Source organism: Streptomyces sp. NPDC048196 (genome assembly GCF_040652715.1).
GTDB lineage: Bacteria > Actinomycetota > Actinomycetes > Streptomycetales > Streptomycetaceae > Streptomyces > Streptomyces siderophoricus.
Window position 1 is genome coordinate 255,415 of the sequence record NZ_JBEZMM010000001.1, and the last position, 16,921, is coordinate 272,335.

The following is a 16,921-nucleotide window of genomic DNA, read 5'->3' on the forward strand; positions in this document are numbered from 1 at the left end:
AGCCGACGTGGCGGGTGCTGCCCCCGCGCCCTCCGGGTCCCGAGCCCGGTGCTCTGCTGTTGAGCTACACGTCGATGATCGGGGAGCGTAGGCGGCCCGGAAGTCGTCGGGCAAACACATTTCCGGGGGAGCGGGGAATGCACCGCGCGGGGCGCCCGAACCGGCCGGCAAAGGCGGCCGGTGCGGCCGGGTTCGCCGGCTGCGCTGCAGGTCAGGGGGTATTGTCAGACCCTGCGGTTACGGTCGTCGACATGAACGAACTGTCACCGCACGCGGCCCAGTTGCGCGCCGCGATGACCGGGCCGCCGCAGGACGCCGCGTGGTCCGGAGGCCTCTGGGCCGCTTGTGCGCAGCTGACGTCGGCGGAGCTGGGCATGCTGCTGCCGGTCGCGTACCGCACCCTCGCCGCCGAGGACGCGCCCGACCACGCCCGCCAGGTCGCCCGCGAGGTCACCTGGACGAAGGTGCAGCCCTCGTTCACCTCCCGCACGCTCACCGAACTCTTCCTGGCGCTGGCCGAGTCCCCGCGGCCCCGCGATGTGCGGTTCGCGGCCGGTGGCCTGCTGCGCTGCACCGAAGCCTGGGACGAGGAGGCGCTGAGGAAGCCCGCGGCCGTCCTGGTGGAGGTCGCCGGGCGCAGGGCCGACGAAACCGCCGATGCCGCCCTGGCGGTGGCCCCGCTGGCCGGCCCGGATGCCGAACGGGAGCTGGCCGGGCGTCTGCGGGAGCTGTACGCCGACAGTCCGTTGCGCTCCGCGGAGATCGAGATCCTGCTCGCGACGGGCCCCCGCGAACGGGCCCTGGTCGCCGAGGACCGGCGGTACGCACCACTGACCGGCGAGTGGCCACTGCTGACGGACGCCGCGCTCGGGCCGTCCGCCGAGGAACTGCACACCGAGCTGGCCCGCCAGGTGCTGAGCACCGCAGCTGACCACCTCGCCGCCCTGCACGCCGGCCGGATCCCGTACGCCGCCGACAAGGCCTTCACCGCCTCCGACACCGACACCCTGTGGCGGGCGGCCCGGCGCGCCCTGCGGCGTGACGAACCATGGGCCGGGCAGCTCCTCGCGACCTTGTTGCCGCACAGCGCCGTGGCCCCGACCACCGCCAAGACCCTGCCGTCGCAGGCCGCCTGTATCGGTCTGGCGCAGGCCGTCGAGGCCCACCCGACCCCCGAGGCCGTCGCCGCACTGCGCGAGGCCCGACGCGTCGTCCGGCACGCGGGCGTCACCAAGAAGCTCGACCGCACACTGCGGCGCGCCGAGCGTCATCTCGCCCGGCGTCCCGAACTCGCCCTCCGCCTGACCGACTTGGGCCTCGATGCGGACGGTGTCCGGCGCCTCCCCTGCGGCCCGTACACCGCCGTGCTCACGGTCGGCGAGGAGGCCACCCTGACCTGGGAGAGTGCCGAGGGCCGCGCCCTGAAGTCCCTGCCGGCCGCCGCCCGGCGGGACCACCCCGACGAGGTCGCGGCCGCCCGTGACCTCCTGGCCAAGGCACGCGCCCAGATACGCACGCTGATCCGCGGAGTGGAAGGCGGCTATCTGGAGGGCACCGTCCATCGGTACGACCGCTGGCGCGATGCCCTCGACCAGAGTGCCGTGGTCCGTGGCACCGCTCACCGCCTCATCTGGGAGGTCGAGCACGCGCCGGGGGAGTGGCGGGCCGTCCTGCCCGCGGCCGGACCGGCCGACGACGCCCCCGAGCCGGCCGGGTCCGCCGCGGTCCGGCTCTGGCATCCGGCCCGCGCCACCGCCGTCGAACGGCACTATTGGCGCGACCGCATCGCGGAGCTGGGGCTGCGCCAGCCGTTCCGCCAGGCCTACCGGGAGCACTACCGCCCCGGGGCCACCGGAGAGTCCGCCACCGGAGACGGCGATACCGGACACGAGGCCATCGGACACGAGGCCACCGGACACGAGGCCATCGGAGACGGCGCCCCCGGATGCGGCACCACCGGTGACGGCGGCGGCACGGGCTCCGCCCACTCCACGATCATGTTCCACGGACATCTGCTGCGGATCGAGGCGGTCCTGGGGCTGGCCGTGCGGCAGGGCTGGAACATCGAGGACGAGGTACTCGTCCTGCCGGTGGGCGAGTTGACCGCTTGCTTCGTGATCGCCGGGTCTCTCTATCCCGGGGCCAGTGGCTGGGCGGAGGCCATGGAGGTCAAGCTCTATCGCGCCGACGGAAGTCCCCAACCACTGGCGGAGGTCGATGCCGTACGGCTCTCGGAGGTCCTGCGCGCCGTCGATCTGCTCGTCAGCGCCGGCAGCTTCGGCTGGTGCGAGACCCACGCCCATGAACCAGGCGCCTGGCAGCAGCTGAACCGCCTCTACGACCAGCCGCTGGGCGAGGGCGCACGGATGCGCAAGGAGGCGCTGCGCCGCATCCTGGCCGCACAGATAGCGTCCGGCCGGGTCGAACTCGGCGCCCGGCAGCTGCTGTTGGACGGGCGTTATGCCATTCACCTGGCCACCGGACGGGTCACCCGCGACGGCGATCCGGTGGAGATCACCCTGCCGACGGGGCGACGGGCCGTCCCCCTGCCGTTCCTGCCGTACGACGAGACGTTGCTGGAACGCGTGGTACGCACGGTGGAACACCTCATGTGAGGCAGTGGCCCCCGAGACACGGCGGGCTTCGGCCGTGGTCCACGAGGCACGAGAGGGCTTCGGCCGTGGTCCACGAGATACGGGAGGGGCTTCGGTCGTGGCCCACGAGATGCTGGCGGCTTCGACCGTGGCCGGAAGGGCGACGTCCCCGCGCAGCCGCGATCTGCGCGGGGACGGCCGTTGATGCGGATGGTCCGCTGGGGACCGCAGTGGCCTACCGGTTGCCTGTCAACTGCCCACCGTGGCCTACCAGTGGCCCACCGGTGGCCTACCAGTGGCCTACCGCTGTCTTGAGCGACTCCAGAGCGACCCCAGAGCCACTCCGGAACGACCCGGAGCGACTCAGAGCGACTCGGAGCGGCTAGGAGCGGCCTAGAGCGGACGGGCCCACAGGTCCCACATGAGGCCCGAGCCGTCGCAGAAGGGGTCGGCCCACTTGCCGCTGGCGACCAGGTCCGTGCCGGCCGCCTGGCAGCCGCTGAGGGTCCAGAACTTCTTGCCGGTCCACACGGTGCCGGGCGGACCGTCCATCGGCCGGACCTGCTGCCGCACGGCGGCGGGCTTGGCCGCGGTGGCGTGGGACAGCGTGGCCGTCCGGGCGCCGGTGGTGGCGTGGGCCTGGGCCGCACCGCCCAGACCGGCAACCGTGAGCGCGGCGGCCGCCAGCGCGGTGGTGAGAACTCGCCTGTTACGCATGTTACGCACGTGATGTCCTTTCCCCGTAGGTCCGGCCCCCGTGCGGGGCCCGTCACCCCGTACACGGAGAAGGGCTCTTCGACGTATGACACCCCTCTGTGTGACCTGAGTCACACGTGAGGGGTGCTCTCCATGATCGGGCTCATCGGCCGATGGTGCCGTCGAGGCGTTCGCGCAGCAGATCGGCGTGGCCGTTGTGCCGGGCGTACTCGGCGATCATGTCCACCAGGATGCTGCGCAGTGAGACCGGTTCGCCGGTTCTCTTGTGGATGCCGGTCTCCTCCAGCGACGTTGCCGAGGTGACGATCTGCCGTGACCGCTCGCACTCCGCCCGCCAGACGGCGAAGGCTTCGTCGACATCACCGTCGAGCGAGGTGAAGTCCTGGTCGGGGTCGTCGTCGGAGTAGTACAGCAACGGCACCTCCTCGCCGGCGAACTGGATCCGGAACCACCAGCGTTCGCAGCCGGCCAGATGCCGGACCAAGCCGTGCAGGGAGAGTCCGGAGGGCGGCACCGCCTGCCGGGAGAGCTGCTCCGCCGACAGGCCGGCGCACTTCAGCGCGAAGGTCGCGCGGTGCCAGTCCAGCACCGCACTCAGCGTCTCCCGCTCCCCACCCGTCGCGGGTGTCGGGCGGCGGGTGTCGCTGTCCAGCTGGGGGGAGTAGTGCGCAGGGCTCTGCGTGGTGGTCGGTCGGGCGGTCATCGTGCGGCTCCCGTCGTCGTGCTCCCGGTGCCGGTCTCCCGGCATCGGGGCCCGCTTCGCGGTCGTGCCCTCTCGGACGCGAACAGTTCCGGATGTGGATACCGCCGAGTGTGCCAGGGGGTACTGACAATCGCCGCTGACCTGCGCATTTACCGGCCCACCGCCCCTCCCCCGCTCCGAGTTCCGGAGCCGGCAGGGAGGGACGGTTTCTGCCGCCGGGGCTCCCCGGGGTCAACCGCCGCCCAGCGGACGGTGGTTGATCCCGGAGGCGGCCCCGGAGGCCGTTACGGGGCGATCTTCCAGCTCAGTGCGCCCGACATCAGCCGGCGCACAGCCGGGTCGCGGACCGCGGCGGTCCGGTCGGCGGCACGGGCGGTGACGGTGTGCCGGCGGCCGTCGGCCGGGACGCCCAGGGCGCGCGGGACGACCGTGGTCCGGCCGCGCGCGGACTTCCGCTCCCGGCCGTCGACGTACCACTTGAGCTGCGCGGACGCGGGCACGGTGACATGGATGCGGGTGCCGCGGGTGAGCGTCCGGTCGGTGGCCAGCGGGCTGCTGAGCACGCTCCCGAACCGGTAGAAGCCCGCGATCATCGCCTCCCGGCCGGGGAGGTTGAACTCCCGGCCCAGGCTCCGCATGATCGAGTTCTCGGTGGGGCGGTTGAGCCCGTACTGGTAGTAGCCGCCGCCCTCGTAGGCACCCACGGCGCCGCCGTCCGGGGATTGCCGGCCGAGCCAGCGGTACCACTTCTGGCGCTGTGCGGCCATCTGGTCGGCGGAGAGCGTGGAGAGGTTGGACTGCTGGGGTTCGGGCCCGGAGTAGGTGCCGGACTGGCCGTAGTCGTACTCGTCGGCGAGCTTCCCGAGCGAATGGCCGGTCTCGTGCACCGCGATCTGGTCGGACCGGTCGTTGTCCGAGGAGGCGGTGGCGATCCCGTCGTAGCCGACCTGTGAGGAGATGTCGTTGTAGCCGGCGCCGCCGTATTTGGTGGAGTTGGAGAGGACGACGACCAGGTCGGCGGCGGGGGCCTTGGCGGCGTACGCCTCGACCTTCCCGGTGTCGACGCAGAGCAGCCGCTCGGTCCCGTCGCAGAAGAACGCGGAGCCGAGGGCGGTGTCCCGGACCACGTCCTGGGTCGGGTCACCGGAGACACCGGAGTCGTGGGAGACGGCGTCCACCGCCCAGACGTTGAACTGGCCGGTGTAGGACGCGTACGGCTCCACGGCACTGATCTTCGCCCACTTGGCGCGGACGTCGGCGTGGAAGTCCTCCTGCTGGGCGGAGGTGTAGCCGTCGCCGACGAAGACGACGTCCAGTTTGCTGCCGATCGGGCCGTTCTGGACGATCGGCGTGACATCGCCGTCGCCCGCGGCGATCGCCGACTTCTGCGAGCGGGACAGCGGCTTCGGGGCCGCTACGGAGGTGTGCCGGGGGTGGCCGCCCGGGCCGGTGAAGTACTCGACCTGCTGGGTGGGTTGGGCCTTCGGGGAGGAGGGGGCCGTGGTGGCGCCCTGGGCCGTGCTCGCCGCGGCCGTCGTGGCGGCCAGCGCGGCGACGGCCAGTGCGCCGGAGAGGGAGGTGCGCAGCGACGGGCGGCGCGGGCCGTGTCCGGTGGCACCACGGTGCCGACCGGTGCCGGGTATGGAGGGGGAACGTCTGAGCATGGGGGGTTATTCCTTCCGAACGTCACCACCAAAGCGGTGAGTTGAGCCTTGTTCAGGCGCCGCTCAACGTAGAGGGTCGGAAGGACAAGAGCAACGGGAATGCGCAGGGACCACAGGAGAGCGCAGGAATAACGGAAATCCCCACGGGCAACGGGAAAGCCGCCACGGCCTCGCGGACCGTGACGGCACCCAGGTCACCCGGTACGGGCGGACGCGCCCGGCTCAGACCTCGATGACCAGCTTCCCCCGTACATGGCCCGCCTCGCTCAGCTCCTGGGCCTTGACGGCCTCGGCGAGCGGGAAGGTCTCGACGACCGGTACGGACAGCCGGCCCTCGACGGCCAGCCGGCCGTGCCGGACCAGGCCCGAGCGCACCTGCTCGGACGGCGTACCGCCCGCGGAGAACGGCACGCCGTGCTCGGCCGAGTTCGGGTCGGCGATGGTGACGATGCGGTCCGTCGTCCCGCCGCGCAGGGCGATGGAGAGCGGCAGCACGTCCTGGCCGGCCGCGTCGAAGACGGCGTCCACACCATGCGGGGCCGCGGCCCGGACCCGGTCCGCGAGCCCCTCGCCGTACGCCACCGGTGTCGCGCCGAGCGCCCGCAGGAAGTCGTGGTTGGCCGGCGACGCCGTGCCCACCACCGTGGCGCCCAGGGCCACCGCCAACTGGACGGCCACCTGGCCGACCGCCCCCGCGGCCCCGTGCAGCAGCAGCGTCTCACCCTCGGCCAGGCCCAGTTGGTCGAGCACCCGCTGCGCGGTCTCCCCGGCGACGGGCAGCGCGGCCGCGGCCCGGAAGGACAGTTCGGCGGGCTTGGGCACGATGTCGCCGGCGAGGGCGTACTCGGCGTAGGCGCCGGTGCTGGTCCAGCCGAAGACCTCGTCCCCGACGGACACCTCCTGGTCGCCCGGTCCGAGCGCGTCCACGATCCCGGCGAACTCCAGACCGGGCACCGCGGGGAACGTGGTCGGGTAGTGCTGCTCCACCCAGCCGTAACGCCGCTTGTGGTCCAGTGGATTGACGCCGACCGTCACCACCTTCACCCGGACCTGTCCCGGGCCCGGTTCGGGCTTCTCGGTCTCCCCGAACGTGAGCACTTCCGGGCCGCCGAAGCTGTGGTAAATGATCGCCTTCATGGTGTATCTCCCCGCTGGTGGTGTGAGGGCTCCAGCCTCGCCCCCGGGGGAGCGTCCGGTCCCCGGCCATCGGGCCAGTCCCCCCTGGCCAAAAGTCCAGCGCCCGTCCCGCCGCGGCTGGCTAGGCTGACGACCATGGAGCTGACCGGAGCCGTCCCCGCCCTGACCGCCGCCTACGAGGTGATCCGCCGGCCGCTGGGCGAGATCCTGCCGCGGCTCTCCGAGGTGCTGTCCGAGGCGGTCCCGCACCTGGCGGCGGCCGAACTCTCCACGCACTGCGCGCACTCACCGTTCAAGACGGCCGGCGACCCGGAGATCACCGGACGGCTCTCCACCGCCGACCTGGCCCCGCTGCTCGCTGCCGGCACCCCGGGCCGGCCGTGGCAGGGGACGCTCGACCTGGCCGGGGCCGAGCGGCCGGTGCTCGCCGTGACCAGCCATGCGACGCCCCGCGGCGCGGTCCTGCTGCTGGTGCGGGACACCGCGGCCACTCCGGTCGACGGACGCGTCACCGCGCTCGCCCAAGCCCTGTGGGACATCGTCACCAGCCACTTCGAACGGCTGGCGGCGGAGGCCATGCCCGGTGCGCTGGCCCGTTCGCGGACCGCCGCGGGCACCCGCGCGCGGGTGATCGCCGAGCTGGGGGAGGCGTACTCGGCCGCGCTCACCGGCGTGCTGGGTGTCCTGCGCAGCCGCACCCTGGACGATGCGGCCGCCCGCGCCACCGCAACGGACCTGGCGGTCTCCGCCCTGGTCGAACTGCGCGCCGAGGCCGAACGGGACCAGCAGATCGCCGAGGAGCCGGCCGACCAGGCCTTCGCCCGGCTCGCCGAATCCCTCCGGCCGCTGGTGCGCTACAGCCCCGTACGGCTCGAACTGGGCGCGCCCGACTCCGTGCGGACCCTGGCGGCCGACGTCGCCCACACCGCGCGGGCGGTCGTCCGGGCCGTGCTGATGAAGGCACTGGAGCAGGAGGCGGTGACCCGGGTGCATGTCTGCTGGCAGATCAACGACGACGAACTGCGCGCGACCGTACGGGACGACGGGCCCGGCACCCTCACCCCCGACGCCCTGGCTCCCGGCCGGGTCCGGGACCGGCTCGACGTCCTCAAGGGGCGCCTGGACGTCGACGCGGTGCCGGGCTGGGGCACGACGGTCTCGGCGACGATCCCGCTGCGGGTCTCCCAGGACCCCGCGCCCGACCCCCTCATCGCCCTGGGTGAACGGGAGTTGGAGGTGCTGGCGCGGCTCGCGCTCGGGCACCGCAACCGGGCGATCGCCCAGGAACTCCACATCAGCGAGTCGACGGTGAAGTTCCACGTCGCCAAGATCCTCACCAAACTGGGTGTCGAGTCGCGGGGCGCGGCGGCGGCGCTCTTCCACGCCGTGGCGTGAGGGGCCCGGGCGCGGCTGCCGCTGCGCCCGCTACGCGAGGTGCTTGCCGTTGCCCACGTGCCGGGCCTTGGGCACGCCGCTGAACCGCGCCGCCTGGCCGGCCGGTGCCGCGCGCATCGCCCGTTCGGCGTGGGCCCGGCGCTCCTCGTTCTCGTCCACCGGGGTCACCTCGCTCCAGTAGATGTCGAGCATCGTGCGCAGCGAGGTCGGTTCGTTCGCCGGCCCTATCGGGACGGTGATCCGGTCCAGGGTGCGCCAGAGTTCGTAGTCGGCCTGGTCGGCGATGCCGCCGGACCGGGCGTGCGCGGCCTGGTGGCGGTGCACCGCGCAGGCCAGGTCGCGCAGCCGGTCGCGGTGGTTCTGGGCGACCTGGTGGTTCATGGAGCGGTTGAGCTCCTTCTTCGCCTTGTTGATCTCTGACAGGGCGTTCTGCACTGTCCGGCTGAAGTTCGCCGCGCGGTGCCGCCAGGCGTCGTACTCCCGCTTCGAGGCGAACCACTCCTGTTTGCCGGCCGGCCCGCGGGCGAAGCATTCCAGGCGGAACCGCTCGCGCTCCTCGCGCCGCTTGCGCAGCACCGACGAACTGCGCTGGAAGAGGGCGTTGAGGGCGTCGCGGGTGCGGTCTATGAGCGCCGGGTCGATCAGGGCCGCCCACACTTCGGGGTCCCGTGCGGGCGGGTGGGCGTTGTCGAGGACGAGTTGTTCGTAAACGGCGTCGTCGAGACGGGACAGGCGGCCTGCGTCCATCAGTCGGCCTCCAAGCCGGTTGTGGGCTGCACCGCCCCATGGTGGCGGCTGGGTGCGACCGCCCGACAGGGCGCACTCAGGACGCCGGGAATGCGCCCGTGGCACAGTCCGGGCGCACGGTTCGGACGCTCGGGGGCGGGGCGCGCGGTGGTGACGCGCCGGCTCAGTTCGGATACGGCGTACGGGTGAGCACCTCGCAGCCGTCGTCGGTGACCAGCGCCGTGTCGGAGCACGCGTACGTGCCCAGCCGCTCGTCCAGTACCCAGGACTGGACGTGGAACGTCATGCCGGCGCGCAGCCGCAGCGGGTTGCCGGGCCGCAGGGTGCGGGTGCCGCCCATCCAGCTCGGCGGGAAGCCGATGCCGACGAGATACCCGCAGTGGTGGCGGCGGTACGGCCGGCCGGTCGCCTCCTCGACGGCCGCGCGCCAGGTGCCGAAGACCTGCTCGGCGGTGCGGTCCGGGCGCAGCGCCGCGCACAGGGCCCGCATCGCCGCCCGTGATGCCTCGGCCGCCGGGCGGTGCCGGGCCGCTTCCCGGGGGTCGAGGTGGTGCAGCCGGGCGAGGGGTGCGTGGTAGCGCCCGTAGGCGGCGGACAGCTCCAGGAAGACGCCGTCCCGGGGCCCGAACTCCCGCCGGGTCCAGGTCAGATGCTCCTGGTCGAGCCGGTCGGTGCTGCGCACCAGCGGGGCGAAGCCAGGCAGGTCACCGCCCGCCCGGAACATGGCGTCGTGCACCGCGGCGGCCACCTCGTTCTCCCGTGCCCCGGCGGTGGCGGCGGCGAGACCGGCGGCCATGGCCGTGTCGGAGAGCCGGGCCGCGGTGCGGAGGTGGCCGATCTCGCGGGCGGTGTGCACCGACCGCCGGAGGACGAGCAGATCGCCGCAGTCCGTCCAGGTCACCGGGACGTCGCGGCGCAGCCGGTCCCACACGGCGGGTGGCAGGGTGAGGGCCTCCGCCTGGTATCCCACCCGCTGTGCGGGCCGGGCCAGTTGGGCGAGCGCGTCGACCAGCGCCTCGGCCGGAGCGGTGCCGTCCCCGTAACCGTGGTGCGCCACGTCATGGGTCTGGGCGCGGGCCGTGGGGCCCTCCATGGCCCGTTCGACGAGGACGGGCGTCCCGTCGAGGGGCAGCAGGAGGGCGGTGACGGCGAAGTGCCCCTGGTGGTTGAGGCCGCAGTGGTAGTGGATGTCCTCGGGGGCCGTGACGAGCAGCAGATCCAGTCCGTCGCGCGCCATCGCCTCCCGGGTACCGGCCAGCCGCTGGGCGTATTCCTCGGGCGGGAAACCGGGTTCGGGCAGGCCGTGGGACGGGTCGGGCTGCTGGGGCGGTTGGGGAGGAAGATGCGGCATACGTCCAGTCTGCCCCGGGTGGTGCCCTGCCTCTCACCGGATCTGACGGGAAGTGAACGCCCGCGGGCCGTCGTCCGTATCTTCCGGCAACCGTGCCCCACGGGGGCATGGGCCGACGAAGTGAGGAGCGCCCATGACCGACGCCGGTAGCCCGCAGCTCCAGGCCCTGCCGGAAGGTGATGCCCAACTGTCGCTGGTGGTCCGCCTCCAGTGGGAGGACGTCGCCGCCCTCGGCCAGGAGGCCACCCGGCTCGCCGCCCGGTTCAAACGCCCGGTGACGCTGGACGAGGCGGCGGCCCACCGGCTGCGGATCCGGCCGCCGGCCGCGCCCGTCAAGACCGTGCCCCAGGAGCGGACGCCCCCCGCGGTCACCTCCACCACGGTGTCCCCGCTGCCCGCCCGCTCCCCCCAGGAGCAGGCCCGGCAGGCGATCGAGCGGATCAACGGCACGGCCGGACATGAGACGGCGTAGGAGTGGCCACCGGCCGGGCGCGGAGGCTCGCGGGTAGCCGCCCGACCCGCCGTCAGCAGTGGCGGTCGACATACCCCTTGGTGCCGGCCGGCCGGAGGTCCCGGTCGCGCAGGGTGACGGAGAGCCTCGGGCCCCAGGTGCGGCAGGCGGCGGCGAAGTCCTGCCCGCGGTACTCGATGACGAAGATCCGGTCGTCGTAGGCGTCCGCGAAATCGCCGCACTCCTTGTAGCGGGCGCATTCCTCGACGACGGCGAAGTCGAAGCCGATGGACCGGCGGCGGGGCAGCAGGTCGGCGGTGTTCTTCTGGGCGACGGCCAGACCTCGCTGGTGGGCGCGGCGGGCCAGCAGCCGGGCGAAGGCCGCCGCGTCCCCGGCGGTGAGCCGGCCGTCCGAGCGCTCGTAGGAATCGAGGTTGTCCGGTTCCACCGCGTCGTAACCCGCCGTGGCGCAGCCGTCGATCCATGGGCCGACGACGTCCATGAGTGCCGTGCGCTTGGCGGCCGTGGAGATGTCCAACAGCGGCTCGTCCCAGTCCTCGTCGACGACGGGCCTGCCGTCCGCGTCCCGGAGCAGCAGGTCGGGGTGGCGCTGCTGCCAGTTGCGGGTCTCGTCCGGCTGGGCCTGGAAGGCGTTGACGTAACAGACGTTGTAGCGGCCGGGGGCGGGCTTCGCCGTGCGGTCGCGGGAGACCGCACGGACGCCGCCGGGCGGCGGATAGGGGCCGCCGAGCTGGTAGTCGAACTCCGCGTCCGCGGCCGGCGGTCGCACCGCGCGGGGCGTCGCCGCGCCGGTGTCCTGCGGGCCGCGGCCGGTGGAGCACGCCGCGCCGAACGGCAGCAGCAGGGACAGCGCCAGGAGCAGGGCGCGGGTGGGGCGGGAAGGGCGAAGCTGCACGAAGTGGATCTTAGGTGCGAAGGCGATGTTCCTTACCGCCGCGCTGCGTTCGGTGACCAACAGCACAGGTACTGACCAGTAGCGTTACCGTTCCGCGGGCCTAGAGTGAGGGCCCGATGGCGCCGCCGGACAGCCGGCGGCGGCCCGCACCCCTCTTTATCCGACCAGGGAGACTGCATGCGCTCTCCGAAGGACTTCTTCCGCCCGCTGGCCGTCGGTGCACCGGCACCGGTGCGCGAAGTACCCTTCCGGCCGTCCCGGATGATCCACTTCTTCGATCCGGGCAACGAGAAGATGGCGGCCAAGGTGCCGGACATCGCGCCGACCGTGGACGTACTGCTCGGCAATCTGGAGGACGCCGTCGCCGCCGACCGCAAGGAGGCGGCCCGGTCCGGCCTGGTGAAGGTCGCCAAGGCGACGGACCTCGGCGACACCCAGCTCTGGACCCGGATCAACAGCCTGGACTCGCCCTGGGCGCTGGACGACCTCCTGACGCTGGTCACCGAGATCGGCGACAAGCTGGACGTCATCATGGTGCCGAAGGTGGAGGGCGCCGAGGACATCCACTACGTCGACCGGCTGCTCGCCCAGCTGGAGGCGAAGGCCCGGATCCAGCGGCCGATCCTGGTGCACGCCATCCTGGAGACCGCCACCGGCGTCGCCAACGTCGAGGAGATCGCCGGCGCCAGCCCCCGTATGCAGGGCATCTCGCTCGGCCCGGCCGACCTGGCCGCCAGCCGCCGGATGAAGACCACCCGGGTGGGCGGCGGCCACCCCGGATACCTCGTACGGGAGGACCCGCACGGGGCGGACGGCAGCGCGCCGCGGGCCACCTTCCAGCAGGACCTGTGGCACTACACCCTCGCGCGGATGGTCGACGCCTGCGCGGCGCACGGCATCCTGCCGTACTACGGGCCGTTCGGTGACATCAAGGACACCACCGCCTGCGAGGACCAGTTCCGCAACGCCTTCCTGCTCGGCTGCGTCGGCGCCTGGAGCCTGCACCCGGTGCAGATCGCCATCGCCAAGCGGGTGTTCTCCCCGTCCCCCGCCGACGTCGCCTGGGCCCGCAAGGTCATCGACGCCATGGGCGACGGCACCGGAGCGGTGATGATCGACGGCAAGATGCAGGACGACGCCACCTACAAGCAGTGCCAGGTCGTCGCCCAGCTCGCCGACGCCCTCGCCGCCCGCGACCCCGAGCTGCGCGACGCCTACGCCGCGGCAGAGAAGGAGTAGGTCCGTGTCCGACGCGATCCTGCGGCCGCGCCGCTCCGTGCTCTACATGCCGGGCGCCAACGAACGCGCCCTGGAGAAGGCCAAGTCGCTCCCCGCCGACGCCCTCATCCTCGACCTGGAGGACGCGGTCGCCCCCGACGCGAAGACCGACGCCCGCAAGCGGGTCGCGGCCGCCGCGGCCTCGGGCGAGTACGGCTACCGCGAGGTGACGATCCGGGTCAACGGACCGGGCACCGAATGGCACGCCGACGATCTGCGGGCCGCCGCCGAGGCCGGCCCGGACGCGGTCGTCGTCCCCAAGGTCGAGTCCGCGGCGACCGTACGGGAGGTCGAGCGTGCACTGGAGGCGGCCGGCGCTCCGGACCGTACGGCCATCTGGGCCATGGTCGAGACCCCGCGCGCGATGCTGGACGCCCGCGCGGTGGCCGCCGCCAGCGAACGGCTCACCGTCCTGGTCATGGGCACCAACGACCTGGCCAAGGAACTGCACGCCGAGCACGTCCCCGGCCGGGCCCCGCTGCTGACCGGGCTGTCCCTGGCGCTGCTGGCCGCCCGGGAGTCCGGCAAGGTGATCCTGGACGGGGTCTACAACGACGTGAAGGACGCCGCCGGGTTCGAAGCGGAGTGCGTCCAGGGGCGGCAGTTCGGCTTCGACGGAAAGACCCTGATCCACCCCTCGCAGCTGGAGCCGTGCAACCGGGTCTTCGCCCCCTCGGCCGAGCAGATCGACCGCTCCCGGAAGATCATCGACGCCTTCGACGAGGCCACCCGCGAGGGCCGCGGCGTGGTCACCGTCGACGGCCGGCTGATCGAGAACCTGCACGTCGAGGACGCCCGCCGGATCCTGGCCCTCGCCGAGGCGGTCGCCGGCCGCGACTGACCGGCACCGGCCGGGACGTACGTCGAGCGCCCGCCCGTGGACGGCCGGAAACGGCCCCACGCGGCGGGCGTCGGCGCCCGGTCACCTCCCGCGTCCCACGGTGCGGCGGCCCCTTCAGAGCACCGGTGCCCGGCGCGACCGGCCCAGCCGCAGCCGGCCCCGCAACTTGTCCGCCAGCGGATACCTCTCCCGCTGCTCACGGGACTGCCGGTCCAGCTCCTCCACCAGCCGCTGGGAGCGCTTCTCCACATCGAGCTCGTCCAGGATGCGGTCGATCTCGGCCAGCAGCGCGCCGTGCAGTTGCCACTGCCGCGGATGCTCCTGCACCTCGTCGAGCAGCAGATGCGCCACCGTCTCGCGGCTCTCCCGGCTGGCGGCCAGCTCCTTGACCAGCCGGTCCTCCGCCTTGTCGGCGTTCGCGCTGACCTGCGTCGTGATCAGTACGGCGAAGCTGTCCACCGCCCTGGCCATGTGCCGGAACAGCTCGCTCAGGGACGTGCCGATCCGCGAGGAGAACAGCGACTCCTCGGTCCGGGCCTTGGCCAGGTCGGTCAACGTACGGCAGACCGTGCGCAGCACCACCGCGGAGATCTCCAGGGTGTCCAGACCGGTCCGCAGCACCACCCGGGAGAGCAGCCCCTCCTTGACCCGGGGATTGAGCCGCAGACTGTCCTCGGCCTGCCGCAGCGCCGCGTCCACCTGCACGATGTCGTGGTCCAGCCGCCGCGCCTCGTGCAGCCGGGCGGCGGCCTCCGCGACCGGCGTATGGCCCACCACCTCGTCGCTGAGGCTCAGCAGCAGCACCCGCATCCGGCCGGCCAGCCCCTCGATCGCCTCACTGGCGGGCTGCACCAGCACCGGCGGCACGAACAGCACATTGAACAGCAGCCCGACCACCGCCCCGATCAGCGTCTCCAGCACCCGGTCCCAGGCCGTCGCCGCCACCCGCGTCGTCGTCACCCCCAGCACCAGCATCGCGCTGATCGCCACCTCGGGGACGAACTCGCCGGCCTTCACGAACCGGCCGATCACCAGCGAGGCCAGGATGATCAGCCCCAGACTCCACCAGGTCAGCCCCACCAGCGAGCTGAAACCGATGGCGATGACCACCCCGACCACCACCGAGTTCACCCGGCGCATGCTGGTGGTCAGCGTGGTGTAGAGGGTGACCTGGACGACGAGGAGGGCCGTCAGGGGGGCGGTCAGCGGCGCAGGTTCGCTGCTGACCATCAGCGCGACGACGTACGAGATCACGGCGGCGATGGTCGAGCGGAGCGTCTGCGCGACCACGGGCTCGCTGTGCCGCCGGACGAGATCCAACAGCGGATCGGTTACTTCACGCACTCTTCTCCCCCTTCCCGCTTTCCGCACCGAGAGCAACATGCGCGGCCGCCCTACCCGCATTCGGCCCCCTGCGGTCGTCCGGCCGGCCGTCGCCACGGATGATCGTCCGGAGAGGACGGACCGGACCTGTCAGGAACGGCGGCGCACGGGAGTGGTGCGATGAGCGGCGACGACGCGGACCAGGAGGCGCGGCCCCGCGCCCCGCGCGACGGTCACGGCGACCGCGCCGACGGGTCCGGCGGCCTCGTCCGGCGGCACTTCCTCGGGGCCGCGGCGGCCGGCGCCGCCGGTCTCGCCCTCCCCACAGCCACTGGCTGCGACGCCCCCGCCGGCAAGACCCCCGGCCCGGCCCCCGGCACCGGCCCCGACGACCTCGCCGCGGAACGGGCCCGGGCCGGCAGCCCCGACTGGCGGCTGCGCGCGCCCGGCCCGCCCGAGGCGGTCGAGGGCTACACCGACACGGTCAGCGTCCGGCCGGGTGAGGACTTCGGCCTGTACGTCTCCACCACCGCGCCGGGCTTCCGGGTCTCGGCCTACCGCGTCGGCTGGTACGGCGGCGCCCAGGCCCGGCTCGTCTGGCGCTCGCCGCGGATCGCGGGACACCACCAGCGCCGCCCGCGGCTGCTGCCCGGCACCCGGACCGTCCGCGCGGACTGGCGGCGCACCCTCGCCGTCCGCACCACCGGCTGGCCACCGGGCGCGTATCTGCTCCGGCTGGACGCGGACCACGGCCACCAGCGGTACGTCCCGCTGATCGTCCGCTCCGCGACCGCCGCCGGCCGGACCGTGCTGATGCACGCCGTGACGACCTGGCAGGCGTACAACCGCTGGGGCGGCTACAGCCTCTACGCCGGCCAGGACGGCGCCTACCGAACACGGTCGCTGGCCGTCAGCTTCGACCGGCCCTACGACGCGAACGGCGCCGAGAAGTTCCTGGTCTACGAGCGCGCCGTGGTCGTCCTCGCCGAACGGCTCGGCCTGCCGCTGGCCTACACCACGTCCGTGGACGTCCACCGTTCCCCGTCGGAGCTGCGGGGCGCCACCGCCGTCCTCTCGCTCGGCCACGACGAGTACTGGACCCCGCAGCAGCGCGCGCACGTCACCCGGGCCCGCGACACCGGCGCCAACCTGGCCTTCCTCGGCGCCAACGCCTGCTTCCGCCGGGTCCGGCTGGACCCCGGCCCCTCCGCCGCGCTGCGCACCGTGACCTGCTACAAGACCGCCTACCGTGACGACCCGTCCTTCGCAGCCCGGCACGGACCGCCCACCCAGGACTTCCGCCTGCCACCCGCCGCCGACCCCGAGTCGTCCCTCACCGGTGTCTTCTACGAGGGCTATCCCACCGACGCCCCCTACGTCGTCCACCAGCCGGACCACTGGCTCTTCGCGGGGACCGGCGCTCGCCGCGGCGCGTCGTTCGACCACCTCGTAGGGGTGGAGTACGACCGGGTCACCCCCGAAGCGCCCACCCCGGAGAAGCTGGAGATCATCGCCCACTCACCGCTGGTCTGCGCGGGCCGCAGCAGCCACGCGGACTCCGCGTACTACACCGCGGCGAGCGGCGCCGGGGTCTTCGCCACCGGCACGATGCGCTGGGTCGAGGCGCTGATGGCCGGTACCGGCGACGACGGCCGCGACCACGGGATGGACGCCCGGACCAGGGCGTTCGTCACCCGGACCACCGAGAACCTGCTCCGCGCCTTCGCCTCGGGGCCAGCCGCCAGGACCCGGCCCGCACCGCGGAACAACGTGGCCGCGGTGTACGGCACCTGAGGGCCCGGGC

Annotated in this window: 14 protein-coding genes and 1 tRNA gene; 6 read left to right on the plus strand and 9 right to left on the minus strand. The window is 73.1% G+C overall.

The window, feature by feature from the left end; all coding sequences use genetic code 11:
- Nucleotides 1-2 precede the first annotated feature (2 nt).
- Nucleotides 3-74: transfer RNA gene (locus AB0E02_RS01260), tRNA-Pro, on the minus strand.
- Nucleotides 75-251: 177 nt separating this feature from the next.
- Between AB0E02_RS01260 and AB0E02_RS01265 the strand changes: the two genes are divergently transcribed.
- A complete protein-coding gene (locus AB0E02_RS01265) occupies nt 252-2,615 on the plus strand; it encodes a DUF4132 domain-containing protein (protein ID WP_362134660.1) in 2,364 nt (787 codons plus the stop codon).
- A gap of 372 nt (nt 2,616-2,987) precedes the next feature.
- Here AB0E02_RS01265 and AB0E02_RS01270 read toward each other — a convergent pair whose 3' ends face one another.
- From AB0E02_RS01270 to AB0E02_RS01285, 4 genes are all read right to left on the minus strand, one after another.
- A complete protein-coding gene (locus AB0E02_RS01270) occupies nt 2,988-3,311 on the minus strand; it encodes a hypothetical protein (protein ID WP_362134662.1) in 324 nt (107 codons plus the stop codon).
- Between the two features lie 142 nt (nt 3,312-3,453).
- Entirely contained in the window at nt 3,454-4,014 is a 561-nt protein-coding gene (locus tag AB0E02_RS01275; RefSeq protein ID WP_362134664.1) for a DinB family protein, read from the minus strand.
- A 284-nt stretch (nt 4,015-4,298) separates the two neighbouring features.
- Nucleotides 4,299-5,678, minus strand: coding sequence for a M64 family metallopeptidase (locus AB0E02_RS01280; RefSeq protein ID WP_362134666.1), 1,380 nt, complete (start codon nt 5,676-5,678; stop codon nt 4,299-4,301).
- 222 nt (nt 5,679-5,900) lie between these two features.
- On the minus strand, nt 5,901-6,815 hold the full coding sequence (locus AB0E02_RS01285; RefSeq protein WP_362134668.1) for an NADP-dependent oxidoreductase: 915 nt from the start codon (nt 6,813-6,815) through the stop codon (nt 5,901-5,903).
- A 135-nt stretch (nt 6,816-6,950) separates the two neighbouring features.
- Here AB0E02_RS01285 and AB0E02_RS01290 point away from each other — a divergent pair, with 135 nt between their 5' ends.
- Nucleotides 6,951-8,210, plus strand: coding sequence for a LuxR C-terminal-related transcriptional regulator (locus AB0E02_RS01290; RefSeq protein WP_362134670.1), 1,260 nt, complete (start codon nt 6,951-6,953; stop codon nt 8,208-8,210).
- Between the two features lie 30 nt (nt 8,211-8,240).
- On the opposite strand, the gene AB0E02_RS01295 is transcribed toward AB0E02_RS01290, so the two are convergent.
- Together AB0E02_RS01295 and AB0E02_RS01300 are read right to left on the minus strand one after the other, a co-directional pair.
- Nucleotides 8,241-8,957 (minus strand): hypothetical protein, encoded by a 717-nt coding sequence (locus AB0E02_RS01295; protein WP_362134672.1) that lies wholly within the window; start codon nt 8,955-8,957, stop codon nt 8,241-8,243.
- Nucleotides 8,958-9,120: 163 nt separating this feature from the next.
- The gene (locus AB0E02_RS01300) at nt 9,121-10,308 is read right to left on the minus strand and encodes a Xaa-Pro peptidase family protein (RefSeq protein ID WP_362134674.1); all 1,188 of its coding nucleotides are present in this window, start codon (nt 10,306-10,308) and stop codon (nt 9,121-9,123) included.
- A 133-nt stretch (nt 10,309-10,441) separates the two neighbouring features.
- On the opposite strand from AB0E02_RS01300, the gene AB0E02_RS01305 reads away from it, so the two are divergent.
- Nucleotides 10,442-10,780, plus strand: a complete 339-nt coding sequence (locus tag AB0E02_RS01305; protein WP_030409900.1) for a hypothetical protein — start codon at nt 10,442-10,444, stop codon at nt 10,778-10,780.
- 52 nt (nt 10,781-10,832) lie between these two features.
- Here AB0E02_RS01305 and AB0E02_RS01310 read toward each other — a convergent pair whose 3' ends face one another.
- The gene (locus AB0E02_RS01310; protein WP_362134677.1) at nt 10,833-11,675 is read right to left on the minus strand and encodes an endo alpha-1,4 polygalactosaminidase; all 843 of its coding nucleotides are present in this window, start codon (nt 11,673-11,675) and stop codon (nt 10,833-10,835) included.
- Nucleotides 11,676-11,852: 177 nt separating this feature from the next.
- Between AB0E02_RS01310 and AB0E02_RS01315 the strand changes: the two genes are divergently transcribed.
- Both AB0E02_RS01315 and AB0E02_RS01320 read left to right on the plus strand, forming a co-directional pair.
- A complete protein-coding gene (locus AB0E02_RS01315; RefSeq protein ID WP_362134679.1) occupies nt 11,853-12,914 on the plus strand; it encodes a CoA ester lyase in 1,062 nt (353 codons plus the stop codon).
- 4 nt (nt 12,915-12,918) lie between these two features.
- A complete protein-coding gene (locus tag AB0E02_RS01320; protein WP_030409903.1) occupies nt 12,919-13,794 on the plus strand; it encodes a CoA ester lyase in 876 nt (291 codons plus the stop codon).
- Between the two features lie 114 nt (nt 13,795-13,908).
- On the opposite strand, the gene AB0E02_RS01325 is transcribed toward AB0E02_RS01320, so the two are convergent.
- Nucleotides 13,909-15,138, minus strand: coding sequence for an aromatic acid exporter family protein (locus AB0E02_RS01325; RefSeq protein WP_362134681.1), 1,230 nt, complete (start codon nt 15,136-15,138; stop codon nt 13,909-13,911).
- A gap of 159 nt (nt 15,139-15,297) precedes the next feature.
- Here AB0E02_RS01325 and AB0E02_RS01330 point away from each other — a divergent pair, with 159 nt between their 5' ends.
- On the plus strand, nt 15,298-16,911 hold the full coding sequence (locus AB0E02_RS01330; protein WP_362134683.1) for a N,N-dimethylformamidase beta subunit family domain-containing protein: 1,614 nt from the start codon (nt 15,298-15,300) through the stop codon (nt 16,909-16,911).
- Nucleotides 16,912-16,921: the final 10 nt, after the last annotated feature.